General features: G+C 68.5%; 13 protein-coding genes, 2 tRNA genes and 1 pseudogene. 9 read left to right on the forward strand and 7 right to left on the reverse strand.

All coding sequences use genetic code 11. The annotated features are described in order from the left end of the window. Nucleotides 1-16 precede the first annotated feature (16 nt). From gyrA to A5663_RS06450, 5 genes are all read left to right on the forward strand, one after another. Complete coding sequence (gene gyrA, locus A5663_RS06435; protein ID WP_068145509.1) at nucleotides 17-2,524, forward strand: DNA gyrase subunit A; 2,508 nt, start codon at nucleotides 17-19, stop codon at nucleotides 2,522-2,524. Between the two features lie 29 nt (nucleotides 2,525-2,553). Continuing rightward, nucleotides 2,554-3,402: a DUF3566 domain-containing protein gene (locus tag A5663_RS06440; protein ID WP_068145512.1), complete on the forward strand. Its 849-nt coding sequence runs from the start codon at nucleotides 2,554-2,556 to the stop codon at nucleotides 3,400-3,402. A gap of 95 nt (nucleotides 3,403-3,497) precedes the next feature. Continuing rightward, nucleotides 3,498-3,571: transfer RNA gene (locus tag A5663_RS06445), tRNA-Ile, on the forward strand. Nucleotides 3,572-3,587: 16 nt separating this feature from the next. Further along, on the forward strand, nucleotides 3,588-3,716 hold the full coding sequence (locus A5663_RS23725) for a hypothetical protein (RefSeq protein ID WP_255396186.1): 129 nt from the start codon (nucleotides 3,588-3,590) through the stop codon (nucleotides 3,714-3,716). Further along, nucleotides 3,707-3,779, forward strand: a tRNA-Ala gene (locus tag A5663_RS06450). Before A5663_RS23725 ends, A5663_RS06450 begins: the two co-directional genes overlap by 10 nt. Before the next feature lie 28 nt (nucleotides 3,780-3,807). Here A5663_RS06450 and cwsA read toward each other — a convergent pair. Then, a complete protein-coding gene (gene cwsA / locus A5663_RS06455; protein WP_068145514.1) occupies nucleotides 3,808-4,239 on the reverse strand; it encodes a cell wall synthesis protein CwsA in 432 nt (143 codons plus the stop codon). A 107-nt stretch (nucleotides 4,240-4,346) separates the two neighbouring features. Between cwsA and A5663_RS06460 the strand changes: the two genes are divergently transcribed. Next, nucleotides 4,347-4,874 carry a peptidylprolyl isomerase gene (locus tag A5663_RS06460; protein WP_068145519.1) on the forward strand — a complete coding sequence of 176 codons (528 nt, stop codon included), beginning with the start codon at nucleotides 4,347-4,349 and terminating at the stop codon, nucleotides 4,872-4,874. A gap of 9 nt (nucleotides 4,875-4,883) precedes the next feature. Here the strand turns inward: A5663_RS06460 and A5663_RS06465 are convergent, their stop codons facing one another. Continuing rightward, entirely contained in the window at nucleotides 4,884-5,306 is a 423-nt protein-coding gene (locus A5663_RS06465) for a PH domain-containing protein (protein ID WP_068145521.1), read from the reverse strand. A gap of 155 nt (nucleotides 5,307-5,461) precedes the next feature. Beyond that, nucleotides 5,462-5,725, reverse strand: a complete 264-nt coding sequence (gene crgA / locus A5663_RS06470; RefSeq protein ID WP_068145524.1) for a cell division protein CrgA — start codon at nucleotides 5,723-5,725, stop codon at nucleotides 5,462-5,464. 82 nt (nucleotides 5,726-5,807) lie between these two features. Here crgA and A5663_RS06475 point away from each other — a divergent pair, with 82 nt between their 5' ends. After that, the gene (locus tag A5663_RS06475; RefSeq protein ID WP_068145528.1) at nucleotides 5,808-6,599 is read left to right on the forward strand and encodes a DUF881 domain-containing protein; all 792 of its coding nucleotides are present in this window, start codon (nucleotides 5,808-5,810) and stop codon (nucleotides 6,597-6,599) included. A 32-nt stretch (nucleotides 6,600-6,631) separates the two neighbouring features. After that, a complete protein-coding gene (locus A5663_RS06480; RefSeq protein ID WP_068145530.1) occupies nucleotides 6,632-7,297 on the forward strand; it encodes an aminodeoxychorismate/anthranilate synthase component II in 666 nt (221 codons plus the stop codon). On the opposite strand, the gene pknB is transcribed toward A5663_RS06480, so the two are convergent. Genes pknB through A5663_RS06500 form a run of 4 tightly spaced genes read right to left on the reverse strand, consistent with a single transcriptional unit; the run spans nucleotide 7,275 to nucleotide 13,379 of the window. Further along, nucleotides 7,275-9,146 carry a Stk1 family PASTA domain-containing Ser/Thr kinase gene (gene pknB / locus A5663_RS06485; protein ID WP_068145533.1) on the reverse strand — a complete coding sequence of 624 codons (1,872 nt, stop codon included), beginning with the start codon at nucleotides 9,144-9,146 and terminating at the stop codon, nucleotides 7,275-7,277. The genes A5663_RS06480 and pknB overlap by 23 nt on opposite strands. Continuing rightward, nucleotides 9,143-10,498 (reverse strand): protein kinase, encoded by a 1,356-nt coding sequence (locus A5663_RS06490; RefSeq protein WP_068145534.1) that lies wholly within the window; start codon nucleotides 10,496-10,498, stop codon nucleotides 9,143-9,145. The genes pknB and A5663_RS06490 overlap by 4 nt, the downstream gene beginning before the upstream one ends. Further along, entirely contained in the window at nucleotides 10,495-11,970 is a 1,476-nt protein-coding gene (pbpA, locus tag A5663_RS06495; protein ID WP_068145537.1) for a D,D-transpeptidase PbpA, read from the reverse strand. The genes A5663_RS06490 and pbpA overlap by 4 nt, the downstream gene beginning before the upstream one ends. Then, nucleotides 11,967-13,379 (reverse strand): FtsW/RodA/SpoVE family cell cycle protein, encoded by a 1,413-nt coding sequence (locus A5663_RS06500; RefSeq protein ID WP_068145540.1) that lies wholly within the window; start codon nucleotides 13,377-13,379, stop codon nucleotides 11,967-11,969. Before A5663_RS06500 ends, pbpA begins: the two co-directional genes overlap by 4 nt. 15 nt (nucleotides 13,380-13,394) lie before the next feature. Here A5663_RS06500 and A5663_RS23760 point away from each other — a divergent pair. Beyond that, nucleotides 13,395-13,582, forward strand: a pseudogene (locus A5663_RS23760) (hypothetical protein); the annotation flags it as partial.

Genomic DNA, 13,582 nt, shown 5'->3' on the forward strand with positions numbered 1-13,582 from the left:
CCTCGAAGGTTATTCAATGACTGACACCACGTTGCCGCCCGGCGACGAAGCAGGCGACCGCATCGAACCGGTCGACATCCAGCAGGAGATGCAGCGCAGCTACATCGATTACGCGATGAGCGTGATCGTCGGCCGTGCACTGCCCGAGGTCCGCGACGGCCTCAAGCCGGTGCACCGCCGGGTGCTGTACGCCATGTTCGACTCCGGCTTCCGGCCTGACCGTGGCCACGCGAAATCCGCGCGCTCGGTCGCCGAGACGATGGGTAACTATCACCCCCACGGCGATTCGTCGATCTACGACACCCTGGTCCGGATGGCACAGCCGTGGTCGCTGCGCTATCCGTTGGTCGACGGGCAGGGCAACTTCGGTTCGCCGGGCAACGACCCGCCGGCCGCCATGCGGTACACCGAGGCGCGGCTCACTCCCCTGGCGATGGAGATGCTGCGCGAAATCGACGAGGAGACAGTCGATTTCATTCCGAACTATGACGGACGTGTGCAGGAGCCCACGGTCCTGCCGAGCCGGTTCCCGAACCTGCTTGCCAACGGCTCGGGCGGCATCGCCGTCGGCATGGCCACCAACATGCCGCCGCACAACCTGCGCGAACTCGCCGAAGCGGTGTACTGGTGCCTGGAGAACCACGAGGCCGACGAAGAGGCCACGCTCGCGGCCGTCACCGAACGCGTCAAGGGCCCTGACTTTCCGACGTCGGGACTCATCGTCGGCTCCCAAGGCATCAATGACACGTACACCACCGGCCGAGGGTCGATCCGGATGCGCGGCGTGTGCGAGATCGAAGAGGACAACCGCGGCCGTACCGGCATCGTCATCACCGAGCTGCCGTATCAGGTCAACCACGACAACTTCATCACGTCGATCGCCGAGCAGGTGCGTGACGGCAAGCTGGTCGGCATCTCCAACATCGAGGACCAGTCCAGCGACCGCGTCGGACTGCGAATCGTGGTGGAGCTCAAGCGAGATGCCGTCGCGAAGGTCGTGCTGAACAACCTCTACAAGCACACCCAGCTGCAGACGAGCTTCGGCGCCAACATGCTGGCGATCGTCGACGGCGTCCCGCGCACGCTGCGGCTCGACCAGCTGATCCGGCACTACGTCAACCACCAACTCGACGTGATCGTGCGCCGCACCCGCTACCGGTTGCGCAAGGCGAACGAGCGCGCCCACATCCTGCGCGGCCTGGTCAAGGCGCTCGATGCGCTCGACGAGGTGATCGCGTTGATCCGGGCCTCCGAGACGGTCGACGTCGCACGCCAAGGCCTGATCGAGTTGCTCGACATCGACGAGATCCAGGCCCAGGCGATCCTGGACATGCAGCTGCGCCGCCTGGCCGCCCTGGAGCGCCAGAAGATCGTCGACGACCTGGCTAAGATCGAGGCCGAGATCGCCGACCTCGAGGACATCCTGGCCAAGCCCGAACGCCAGCGCGCGATCGTGCGGGACGAGCTCAAGGAGATCGTCGACAAGTACGGCGACGACCGGCGGACCCGCATCGTCGCCGCGGACGGCGACGTCAACGACGAGGATCTGATCGCCCGCGAAGACGTGGTCGTGACGATCACCGAGACCGGCTACGCCAAGCGGACCAAGACCGACCTGTACCGCAGCCAGAAGCGCGGCGGCAAGGGCGTGCAGGGTGCCGGACTCAAGCAGGACGACATCGTCAACCACTTCTTCGTGTGCTCGACCCACGACTGGATCCTGTTCTTCACCACCCAGGGCCGGGTGTACCGCGCCAAGGCGTACGACCTGCCGGAAGCGTCGCGCACCGCGCGGGGCCAGCATGTCGCGAACCTGCTGGCGTTCCAGCCCGAGGAGCGCATCGCGCAGGTGATCCAGATCAAGAGCTACGAGGACGCCCCGTACCTGGTGCTGGCGACCCGCAACGGGCTGGTGAAGAAGTCCAAGCTGGTCGACTTCGACTCCAACCGGTCGGGCGGCATCGTCGCGGTGAACCTGCGCGACGGCGACGAGCTCGTCGGCGCCGTGTTGTGCTCGGCCGACGACGATCTGCTGCTGGTGTCGGCCAAGGGCCAGTCGATCCGGTTCTCGGCGACCGACGAGGCGCTGCGGCCGATGGGCCGGGCCACCTCCGGTGTGCAGGGCATGCGGTTCAACACCGACGACGCGCTGCTGTCGCTGAACGTGGTGCGGCCGGACACCTACCTGCTGGTCGCCACCTCCGGCGGATACGCCAAGCGCACCGCGATCGACGAGTACCCGGTACAGGGCCGCGGCGGCAAAGGGGTCCTGACGATCCAATACGACAAACGCCGTGGCAATCTTGTGGGTGCGTTGATCGTCGATGACGACACAGAGTTGTACGCCATCACATCGGGTGGGGGTGTCATCCGGACAGCCGCTCGCCAGGTCCGAAAGGCCGGGCGGCAAACCAAGGGTGTTCGGTTGATGAACCTGGGTGAGGGAACGACACTGATAGCCATCGCGCGCAACGCGGAGGAAGGCGACAGCACCGACGAGGTCAACACCGACCCCGGGGCCTGAGCAGTGACTCGACCAGTGAGGAGCCGTAGGTGAGTTCACCGAACGAGCCGGGACGCCCCCGTGTGGGCGAAAGTCCGGGCCCCGCAACCGGCCCTGCCAACGGCTCCGCGGCCAACAACGACGCGCTCGGCGCCCGGCCGGAGGTCGCCGACCGCCCAGACGTCCCGCCCTGGCAGCGCGGACCTGCGGCGAGGGCGGCGCAGTCGGGACAGCCGCAGCCCGGTCAACGACCGCCGGAGCGGCCCGCCGACGACGGCCGGGGGCCGGCAGCGCGGACGAACCGGTTCACCTCGGGCGGCCCTTCGACCGAGGAGGCGCCGCCGCGCGGTGACCGGCCCGGGCCGGATGCACAGCGCCAGGAGACCTACGCCAGCGAGCTGCCGGACCTGTCCGGACCGATGCCGCGCCCGCCGCAAGCCCAGCAGCAACGCAAACCTGCCGAGCGGCCCGGCGCGGAACCGGCGCACCGGCCGCCCTCGGGCCCCCGCGTCCAGGTCGGCACCCGGCACAAGGGCCCCGTTCGCGCGAGCATGCAGATCCGCCGGATCGACCCTTGGAGCACCTTGAAGGTCTCCGCGGTGCTGTCCGTCGCGCTGTTCTTCGTGTGGATGATCGCGGTCGCGTTCCTCTACCTGGTCCTCGGCGGGATGGGCGTATGGAGCAAGCTCAACAGCAATGTCGGCGATCTGCTCACCAGCGCCGGCGGCGGCTCCGGCGGCGAACTCGTCTCCGCGGGCACCATCTTCGGCAGCGCGACGCTGATCGGATTGGTCAACATCGTGCTGTTGACCGCGATGGCGACCATCGGCGCGTTCGTCTACAACCTGACCACGGACTTGGTCGGGGGCGTGGAAGTCACGCTCGCCGACCGGGACTGATTGTCGGCCCGCCCGACGCGACTGAGGCGCGCTTCGCGGTTTGGGCGGAAGCCTACGATTGCGGTAATCTCGTCGCTCGGCCGTAGCGGCGATACGGGGCTATAGCTCAGGCGGTTAGAGCGCTTCGCTGATAACGAAGAGGTCGGAGGTTCGAGTCCTCCTAGCCCCACGGAAAGGTTTCCACCATGAGGCGGGTGCTGTTGATCGCCACGGCGATCGCCGCCGCAGTCGCAGTCGCCGTCTGGCGGTCACGCCACGGCGCCGAGGTGTGGCACACGGCGCCCGACGCGCCGCAGGCAGTCCAGGGGCCTTAGCTCAGTTGGTAGAGCGCTACCTTTGCAAGGTAGATGTCAGGAGTTCGATTCTCCTAGGCTCCACTCCACTTCCCTTCGCGCACGGCGCTTCTCACGGCCGCGGCGAGACCTCCACGCTGGGCGGCAGCGGCGACGGCTCCGGCCGCGTCGAGCGTCGCACTATCGAGAACGCCACCGCTCCCCCGGCCAACGCCGCGACTCCGACGCCGGCCAGTATCAGCCTGCGCCTGCGCAACCGCGTCTTGGCGGCGTGCGGCGAAGCACCCGCCAGCGCCTGCGAGACCCTCTCCTGCGCCGCGGTGATCTCCTGTGCGATCGCCTCCTGAGCGGTGGCGAGATTCAGCTGCGCCTGCAGGCGGCTGCGGCGATAGCGTTCGCCTACCCATGACGCCGAGGACGCAGCTCCGTTGGCCCCCAGACCCAGCGCGCCGCGCGTGACGTCGACCGGGCCGACAGCCGTGTACTTCAGGCCGCGGCTCAACCGCTGACCGGGAGTCAACCGGACTTCCGTCTTCGAGCTCATGACGCACCTCTTTCGCTCCTGCGGGCGGGGGTGCTAACAGCCTGCCATCTAGCGCAACTCAGCGGTGCCCGTTGGGTCGCCAAAGCGGCGTGGCACACTGGCATCCCGTGACGAGCCCCATTCAGACAGCGACCGCGACCCTGCACACCAACCGCGGCGACATCAAGATCGCACTCTTCGGAAACCATGCGCCCAAGACCGTCGCCAACTTCGTGGGACTGGCACAGGGAACCAAGGACTACAGCGGCGAGAACGCTTCGGGCAGCACGTCCGGGCCCTTCTACGACGGCGTCGTCTTTCACCGCGTCATCGACGGCTTCATGATCCAGGGCGGCGACCCGACGGGCACCGGCCGCGGTGGGCCGGGCTACAAGTTCGAGGACGAGTTCCATCCCGAGCTGCAGTTCGACAAGCCCTACCTGCTGGCGATGGCCAACGCCGGCCCCGGCACCAATGGATCGCAGTTCTTCATCACCGTCACCAAGACTCCGCACCTGAACCGCAAGCACACGATCTTCGGCGAGGTTGTCGACCCCGAGTCGCAGAAGGTCGTCGACGCGATCGCGACGACGGCGACGGACCGCAGCGACCGGCCGACCGATCCCGTGGTCGTCGACTCGATCACCATCGCCTGAGCCCAGCGCTCAGGCGCCGCCCCCGGCGTAACCGGCAGCGGTCAGCGCGTCCAGCACGTGCAGCGGATCGGTACCCAGATCCCACCGCGTGAATACGAGCAGCCGGTCGTCGATGGTGTCGATTTCAAGTAGCCGAACTTTGCGGGCCAACCGCCGGAACTCGGTGATCCGGATCAGCTTGATGTCGGTGCGCGGCAACACCTTCGCGCCGAACAAGCCGCGGACGACAAGCCCACCCGCTTCGATTGCCAGCTTCGGCCGGGCACGCCACGAGAGGCTTGCAAACACAACTAAACCCGCACCGGCAACGCCGGCCAGAACGCGGCCCGGCAGGTCTGTGATCAGGGTCACAGCGGCGATCACCAAGATCAGGCCTCCGATTCCACACGCGGCGATGCCAGCAGTCGACGGACTCCACTGAGTTTGCTGCATGGGTTCTGCACACCCTCTCACCGCAGTCGATGCGGTTATCCACAAGTGCTATCCCCAATGGGGATGAATCACATCGGTGTGATCTGATTACTCCGCGGTTGCTGGCAGGCTAACGACTGGTGACCAGAATGAATTCATCGAACACGACGAACCCGTCAGCGCCACCGCATGGTGAGCAACAGTCCGGTGATCATGAAGGCAAACGCGATCGCGTAGTTCCACGGGCCCAGGTCGGCGAGGAACGGAATGGCGGACGACGCCAGCTGGAAAACCAGCAGCCAGACGAGACCGATCAGCATCAGGCCGACGAACAGCACCACGAACCACGTGCTCGACGGGCCCGCCTTGACCTTGACGGGCGTCCGGCTCACCGGGCTGACGGCGAAGTCGTTCTTCTTGCGAACCTTGGACTTGGGCATGGGTACCTTCGGGACAACTGGGTGCGACGATGTTAGGTACGAGCCTAACGTAGGCCCGCCACAGCACAGTCAGGGAAGCCCGATGCAGGGGTTACGCCACCGCTTTCGCAGGCGCGGGACTCGAGCGCCCGCCCAGCGTTCGAGCGTGTGGCGGTACGGCGTGCCGGTGGTCTGCCTGCTTGCCGGATTGTTGCTCGCCGCGACCCACGACGTCTCCGGCGGCGACGACATCCGCCGCAGCGACGCGCCCCGGCTCGTCGACCTGGTCCGGGAGACCCAGCAGTCGGTGGACCGGCTCGCCGCCGAGCGGGATTCGCTGGTGACGGCCGTCGACACCCATCACGGGGGCAGCCCCGGGGCGGACGCCGCGCTCGCCGCGATCACCGGACGTGCCGCGCGCCTGGCGGCCGAGGCCGGCCTGGACCCGCTGCGCGGCGCCGGGCTCGTCGTCACGCTCAACGACGCCCAGCGGGACGCCGAGGGCCGGTTCCCCCGCGACGCCTCCCCCGACGACCTCGTCGTGCACCAACAGGACATCGACGCCGTCCTCAACGCCTTGTGGAGCGCCGGCGCCGAGGGTATCCAGATGCAGGACCAGCGGATCATCGGCACGTCGGCGCCCCGTTGCGTCGGAAACACGCTGCTGCTCAACGGCCGCACGTACAGTCCGCCATACGTGATCACCGCGATCGGCGACGCGTCGGCGATGCAGGCGGCGCTGGCGGCCGCTCCCCTGGTCAACCTCTACCGCCAGTACGTGGTGCGCTTCGGGCTCGGCTACTCGGAGGAACCGCGCGCCGAGGTGCAACTCGCCGGGCACAAGGACCCGGTCCGGATGAAGTTCGCCAAGCCGGCCGGACCCATCGGCTGGTGATTGCCGAAATCCCAACCCAGTAGCCTGGGCTGATGCAGGTCTTGGTCGTCGACAACTACGACAGCTTCGTGTTCAACCTGGTCCAGTACCTGGGCCAGCTCGGGGTGCACGCGCAGGTGTGGCGCAACGACGATGACCGCCTCGCCTCCGCCGCCGACGTGGCCGAGGAGTTCGACGGGGTGCTGCTCAGCCCCGGGCCTGGCACGCCGGAGCGTGCCGGGGCATCCATCGCGCTGGTCGAGGCGTGTGCCGCGACCGGGACGCCGCTGCTGGGCGTGTGCCTGGGCCACCAGGCGATTGGGGTGGCCTTCGGCGCGACCGTCGACCGCGCTCCCGAACTGCTGCACGGCAAGACCAGCGTCGTCCATCATGCGAATTCCGGTGTGCTGCAAGGACTTCCGGATCCGTTTACGGCCACCAGGTACCACTCGCTGACCATCCTGCCGGACACGGTGCCCCCCGAGCTGGAGGTCATCGCACGGACCGAGGGCGGCGTCATCATGGGCGTGCGGCACGTCGATCTACCGATCCACGGGGTGCAGTTCCACCCCGAGTCGATCCTCACCGAGGGTGGCCACCGCATGCTGGCCAACTGGCTCGGCTACTGCGGCGCCGCACCCGAGGAGTCGCTGGTGCGCCGACTGGAGGACGAGGTGTCGAGCGCCGTCACGGCGGCTACGACGCGAAGCTCAGCGTGATCGTTCCGCGGAAGTTCACGCTGCTGCCCGGTGCCGGGCTCTGGTTGACGACGGCGTTGGTGCGCTGACCGCTGTCGCGCACGTCGGCGCCTTTGTCCAGCGCGCCTGTCCAGCCGAGCGCGCGCAGCCGTGGTTCGGCGTCCACCCAGAACATCCCGCGAAGGTCGGGCATCAGGAACTGGTTGCACGCCGAAAGCTTCAACTGGACCGGGGCATCGACCGGCGACTCCTGGCCTGGGGTCGGCAGCGTCCCGACCACCTGCCCGCAGGGTTCGGGGCTGTCGACCTGGACCGGCACCACGTTCGTGAATCCCGCGGCGGTCAGAATCTGGCGCGCCGACGCCTCGGTCTGGTTCCCGACGTCAGGGACCGAGCGGCTCTCCGGTCCCGAGCCCACGACGATCGTGATCTCGTTGGTGATCGCCGACGTCTGGTTCGCGGGCGGATTGGTGCCGAGCACCCTGTCCTTGAGTTCCGGTGTCGACGGCGACGTCGAGGGCTTGAACTTCTCGAATCCGGCGTCGGCCAGCTTGCGCGCCGCGTCGGCGTAGGACAGGTTCTTGACGTCGGGGACCTCGCGCTGCTCCGGGCCGGTGGAGACGTTCAGCGTGATCTCCTCGCCCGCCTCCACCGACGAGTCGGCGCTGGGATCGGTGCTGATGACGTGGTCGGGCGGCACCGCCGAGTCCGGCCGCTGCTGCGTGCGGGTCTTGAACCCGTGGTTCTGCAGCTCGGCGATCGCGTCCGCCGAGGGCTGCCCGCTCACGTTCGGCACGTCCACTGCACGGGTCTCCCCGCCGAACATGTTGATCGCGATCGTGACGACGACGGTGAGCACGGCCAGCACCGCCACCGCGGCCAGCCACCGGCCGACCGACCCGCGGCGCTCGCGGTCGGCGTACACCGGCGGCGCAGGCATCGGCTCGATCGGTTCGGTGCGCTCGTGGTTCGGCGGCGACGACAGCAGCGAACTGCGTTCGGCGTCGGTGAACACCTTCGGGGCGTCCGGCTGCTCGCCACTGTGCACGCGCACCAGGTCGGCCCGCATCTCGGCCGCGGTCTGGTAGCGATTGTCGGGGTTCTTCGCCAGCGACTTCAGCACCACCGCGTCGAGCTCGGGGGTGATGTCAGCATGCCGCTGCGACGGCGGCACCGGGTCCTCGCGGACGTGCTGATAGGCGACGGCGACGGGCGAGTCACCGACGAAAGGCGGCTCGCCGGTGAGGATTTCGTAGAGGACACAGCCCAGCGAGTAGACGTCGGAACGGGCGTCGACCTTCTCGCCGCGCGCCTGTTCCGGCGACAGGTACTGGGCGGTCCCGATCACCGCGGCGGTCTGGGTGACGCTGTTCGCGTCGGCCAGCGCGCGGGCGATGCCGAAGTCCATCACCTTCACCGCACCGGTCTTGCTGATCATGATGTTGGCCGGCTTGACGTCGCGGTGGATGATCCCGTGCTGGTGGCTGAAGTTGAGCGCCTGGCACGCGTCGGCGATCACCTCGATGGCACGCCGCGGCTCCATCGGGCCGTCGCTGTGGACGATGTCGCGCAGCGTGACCCCGTCGACGTACTCCATCACGATGTAGGGCAGCGGACCGGTGGACGTCTCGGCTTCGCCGGTGTCGTAGACCGCGACGATCGCGGGATGGTTCAGCGCGGCGGCGTTCTGCGCTTCACGGCGGAACCGCAAGTAGAAGCTCGGGTCGCGGGCGAGATCCGCGCGCAGCACCTTGATCGCGACGTCGCGGTGCAGGCGCAGGTCGCGGGCGAGATGCACTTCGGACATGCCGCCGAAGCCGAGGATCTCCCCCAGCTCGTAGCGGTCGGACAGGTGTTGCGGGGTCGTCATGGCGATGTCTGTTCTGAAGCCGGGAGCCGCAGGTCCAGCTCATGTGCCGGGGACGACAGCGACACCAGCGCCGTTGCCGGTGCCGCAGTCGCCTGCGGGGTGATTACCCCAGATTCTCCCCTACCACCACTGTCGGCGCCGCGTCCGGTCCCGTCCGGCAGCAGATCGGGCAGGGCCGCGGGCGACTGGTACGGCGTCGTCTCGGTGATGGTGTTGGTGATGGTCGACGGCGGGCTCTGCTTGTCCCGTTGGTCCTGGGCTTGCAGCACGATCAGGATCGCGATGATGATCGCCAGCGCCCCGAGCACACCCGCGGCCCACAGCAGCGCGCGCTGTCCCGACGAGAACGAACGTCGCGCCGGTGGCGGCCGGTGGCTGCCGGTCGCCGGCCGGGGCCGCGCGGCGGTGGCCGGGGCGCGACCCGTCATGTCCGCGGCCGCCCGGGCCTGGGTGGCCGACGGCACCGCGGTGGGAGTGGCCCGACCGATCGAGGGTGCGGCGTTCGGCCGCGGCGGCCGACGCCCGGAGCGCACCGCGGCCACCGCATCGGCGAAGGCGCCCCCGGAGCGGTACCGCATTCCGGGGTTCTTGACCAGGGTGATCTCGATCAGCTCGCGCACATTGGGCGGCAGATCGGCGGGCAGCGGCGGCGGCGTCTCCTTGATGTGCTTCATCGCCACCGTCAGCGCACCGTCGCCCGTGAACGGGCGCTTGCCCGAAACCGATTCGTAGCCAACGACTCCCAGCGCGTAGACATCACTGGCGGCGGTCGCGTCGTGGCCCAGCGCCTGCTCGGGCGCGATGTACTGCGCGGTGCCCATCACCATCCCGGTCTGCGTGACCGGGGCGGCGTCGACGGCCTTGGCGATGCCGAAGTCCGTGAGCTTGACCTGACCCGTCGGGGTGATGAGGATGTTGCCCGGCTTCACGTCGCGGTGCACCAGGCCCGCGGTGTGGGCGACCTGCAATGCGCGGCCCGTCTGCTCGAGCATGTCGAGCGCATGGCGCAGCGACAGCCGGCCGGTCCGCTTGAGCACCGAGTTCAGCGGCTCACCGTTGACCAGTTCCATCACCAGGTAGGCGGTGCGGCCTTCGCCGTCCATGTCGGTCTCGCCGTAGTCGTACACGCTCGCGATGCCGGGATGGTTGAGCATCGCGACGGTGCGCGCTTCGGCGCGGAACCGCTCGACGAACTCCGGGTCGGTGGAGTACTCGGCCTTGAGGACCTTCACCGCGACCCGGCGACCCAGCCGCGAGTCGACCGCCTCCCAGACCTGGCCCATGCCGCCGGTGGCGATCAACCGCTGCAGCCGGTAGCGACCGGACAGCGTCACTCCCACGCGGGCCGTCATGACCCCTCCCGCAGCGCAGCGGCTATCGTGGCGCGCCCGATCGGCGCGGCCAGCGCCCCGCCCGTGGCAGAAAGCCGGTCACCGCCGTTCTCGACCAGCACCGCAACCGCCACCTTGGGGGCCTGAGCCGGCGCGAAGGCGATGTACCAGGCATGCGGAGGGGTGTTGCGCGGATCGGTGCCGTGCTCCGCTGTGCCGGTCTTGGATGCGATCTGCACGCCGGCGATGGCTCCCTTCTGCTGCGTCACCTGCTCGGCGGCGACCATCAAGTCCGTAAGTGTATCGGCGACCTGCTGCGACACCGCCCGGCGCATCTCCTGCGGAGCCGTCGAGGCGATGTTCGCGAGATCGGGCCCCTTCAGGCTATCGACCAGATACGGCTCCATCGCAACCCCGCCGTTCGCGATGGTCGCGGCGATGATTGCGTTCTGCAGCGGGGTGAGCGCAACGTCCTTCTGGCCGATGCTGGACATGCCCAGCGCGGCGGCGTCGGGGATCGGCCCGGCCGTGGACTCGACGACCTGCAACGGGATCATCGGTGCGAGCTCGTCGAGACCGAACGCTTGGGCGGTCGACCGCAGCGCGTCGGCGCCGGTATCGATGCCCAACTCGACGAACGCGGTGTTGCACGATCGGGCGAAGGCCTCCCGCAGCGAGGCGGTGGGCCCGCCGCCGCAGGGGGTGCCGCCGTAGTTCTCGAGCGTTGCGGTGCTGTCGGGCAACGGAATTCGCGGTTGCGAGGTGAGCTGCGTGTCTACCGTCGCCCCGTGCTGCAGCGCGGCCGCGGTGGTGATCACCTTGAACGTCGACCCGGGTGGGTAGGTCTCGGAGATCGCGCGGTTCAGCAGCGGCGAGTCGGGGTTGTCGCGCAGCCGCTGCCAGGCCGCCGTCTGGGCGGCCATGTCGTGGGTGGCCAGCAGGTTGGGGTCGTACGACGGTGTCGACACCATCGCCAGGATTTTCCCGGTCGACGGCTCGAGGGCCACCACCGCGCCCTTGCAGGGCCCGTTGCAGCCGCCCTGCATCGCCTCCCAGGCGGCCTGCTGCACCCGCGGTTTGATCGTGGTGTCGACGTTGCCGCCGCGAGGGTCGCGACCGGTGAAGAAGTCGGCGAGCCGGCGGCCGAACAGCCGCTCGTCGGAGCCGTTGAGGATGCTGTCCTCGGCGCGCTCCAGCCCGCTGCTCGAGTACTGCAGGGAGTAGAAGCCGGTGACCGGTGCGTATGCCATGGGGTCGGGGTACACGCGCAGGAACCGGAACCGGCCGTTGGTCGACACCGAGTAGGCGAGCAACTGCCCGCCGGCCGAGATCTGCCCGCGCTGGCGGGAGTACTCGTCGAGCAGCACGCGCTGGTTGCGCGGATCGGACCGCAACCCGTCGGCGGTGAACACCTGCGTGAGGGTCGCGTTGGCGAGCAGCAGCACGATCAGGGCCATGACGGTCACGGCGATGCGGCGCAGCGAGGTGTTCATACCTTCTGGATCACCTCGGTGCTGGCGGCGGCGATCGGGGTGGGCGCGGTCGAGCCGGCGACGATCGGCCGGCGGGCCGAATGCGAGATCCGAACCAGGATGGCGAGCAGCGCGTAGTTCGCCAGCAGCGAGGAGCCGCCGTAGGACAACCAGGGAGTGGTCAGCCCCGTCAGCGGGATCAGCTTGGTCACACCGCCGACGACGATGAACAGCTGCAGCGCGAGCGTCGAGGCGAGGCCGGCGGCCAGCAGCTTGCCGAAACTGTCGCGGACGGCGATCGCGGTGCGCAGCCCCCGGATGATGACGATGGTGTAGAGCATCAGCACCGCGGCCAGGCCGACCAGACCGAGTTCCTCACCGACGGCCGCGATGATGAAGTCGGTCGACGCCGCGGGCACGGTGCCGGGTTGCCCGTTGCCCAGCCCGGTGCCGAAGATGCCGCCGGTGGCGAAGCTGAACAGCGACTGCACCATCTGGTAACCCGCGCCGTCGGGGTCGGCGAAGGGGTCCAGCCACGTCTGCACGCGAACCTGGACGTGGTCGAAAACGTGATACGCCACAACGCTTCCCGCCGCGAACAACGCCAGACCGATCACGACCCAGCTGAGCCGCTCGGTGGCCGCGTAGACCAGCACCAGGAACGACCCGTACAGCAGCAGGGAAGTGCCGAGGTCCTTTTCGAAGATCATCACCCCGACCGAGGCGATCCAGGCGGCGAGCAGGGGAGCGAGGTCGCGGGGGCGGGGGAGGTCCATGCCGAGGACGTGCTTGCCGGCGCTGGTGAACAGGTCACGCTTGGAGACCAGCACCGAGGCGAAGAAGATCAGCAGCAGGATCTTCGAGAACTCGGCCGGCTGAATCGAGAAGCCGGGCAACTGAATCCAGATCTTCGCGCCGTTCTGCTCCGACATCGAACGGGGCAGCACGGCCGGGATGGCAAGCAGGATCAGGCCGGTGAGCCCGCACACGTAGCCGTATCGGGCCAGCAGTCGATGGTCGCGCAGGAAGATCACGATCAGCGAGAACCCGACGACACCGAGCAGCGTCCACAGCATCTGCTGGTTCGCGGTGCCACCCAAGCCGCCCTGTTTGACCTCACCGGCCGCGAGGTCGAGGCGGTGAATCATCACCAGCCCCAAGCCGTTCAGCAGCGCGACGACCGGAAGCAGCAGTGGGTCGGCGTAGGGTGCGAAGCGGCGCACCGCGAGGTGCGCACCGCTGAACAGAGCCAGATACGCGACCGTGTACTGCGCGAGGTCCCAGTGCACGCCGTGTTCCTGATTCGCCTCGACGAGCAGCAACGCGAAAGTCGTGATGACGGCGGCAAATCCGAGCAGAAGCAGTTCGGCGTTGCGCCGGTTGGGAAGCGGCGGCGTGACGGCGACAGCGGACTGCGGCTGAGTCGTCATGACGCTTCCCGGCACGTGGTTCCCGGTTCGGGCGGCGGCGCAGGCAGCGCGGTGACGGTCGGGCTCGGGGGCGGTTTGGGCGCCGGTGACGCAGACGGCGACGGTTCGCCCGGCTGCGCCGGCGCACTGGGCGCTGCGCTCGGGGCGGGGTGGTTGCACGGTTGGCGCTTGACATTCGGCGGCGAGGACATCGGTTGGGAGGG

Origin of the sequence: Mycobacterium sp. E740, from assembly GCF_001672895.1 — a bacterium.
GTDB lineage: Bacteria > Actinomycetota > Actinomycetes > Mycobacteriales > Mycobacteriaceae > Mycobacterium.

Excerpts from the sequence above, each read along its gene's own strand:
- gyrA (WP_068145509.1), top strand. The coding sequence starts at position 17 with ATGACTGACACCACGTTGCCGCCCGGCGACGAAGCAGGCGACCGCATC.
- A5663_RS23725 (WP_255396186.1), top strand. The coding sequence starts at position 3,588 with ATGAGGCGGGTGCTGTTGATCGCCACGGCGATCGCCGCCGCAGTCGCA.
- cwsA (WP_068145514.1), bottom strand. The coding sequence starts at position 4,239 with ATGAGCTCGAAGACGGAAGTCCGGTTGACTCCCGGTCAGCGGTTGAGC.
- A5663_RS06465 (WP_068145521.1), bottom strand. The coding sequence starts at position 5,306 with ATGCAGCAAACTCAGTGGAGTCCGTCGACTGCTGGCATCGCCGCGTGT.
- crgA (WP_068145524.1), bottom strand. The coding sequence starts at position 5,725 with ATGCCCAAGTCCAAGGTTCGCAAGAAGAACGACTTCGCCGTCAGCCCG.
- A5663_RS06475 (WP_068145528.1), top strand. The coding sequence starts at position 5,808 with ATGCAGGGGTTACGCCACCGCTTTCGCAGGCGCGGGACTCGAGCGCCC.
- A5663_RS06480 (WP_068145530.1), top strand. The coding sequence starts at position 6,632 with ATGCAGGTCTTGGTCGTCGACAACTACGACAGCTTCGTGTTCAACCTG.
- pknB (WP_068145533.1), bottom strand. The coding sequence starts at position 9,146 with ATGACGACCCCGCAACACCTGTCCGACCGCTACGAGCTGGGGGAGATC.
- A5663_RS06490 (WP_068145534.1), bottom strand. The coding sequence starts at position 10,498 with ATGACGGCCCGCGTGGGAGTGACGCTGTCCGGTCGCTACCGGCTGCAG.
- pbpA (WP_068145537.1), bottom strand. The coding sequence starts at position 11,970 with ATGAACACCTCGCTGCGCCGCATCGCCGTGACCGTCATGGCCCTGATC.
- A5663_RS06500 (WP_068145540.1), bottom strand. The coding sequence starts at position 13,379 with ATGACGACTCAGCCGCAGTCCGCTGTCGCCGTCACGCCGCCGCTTCCC.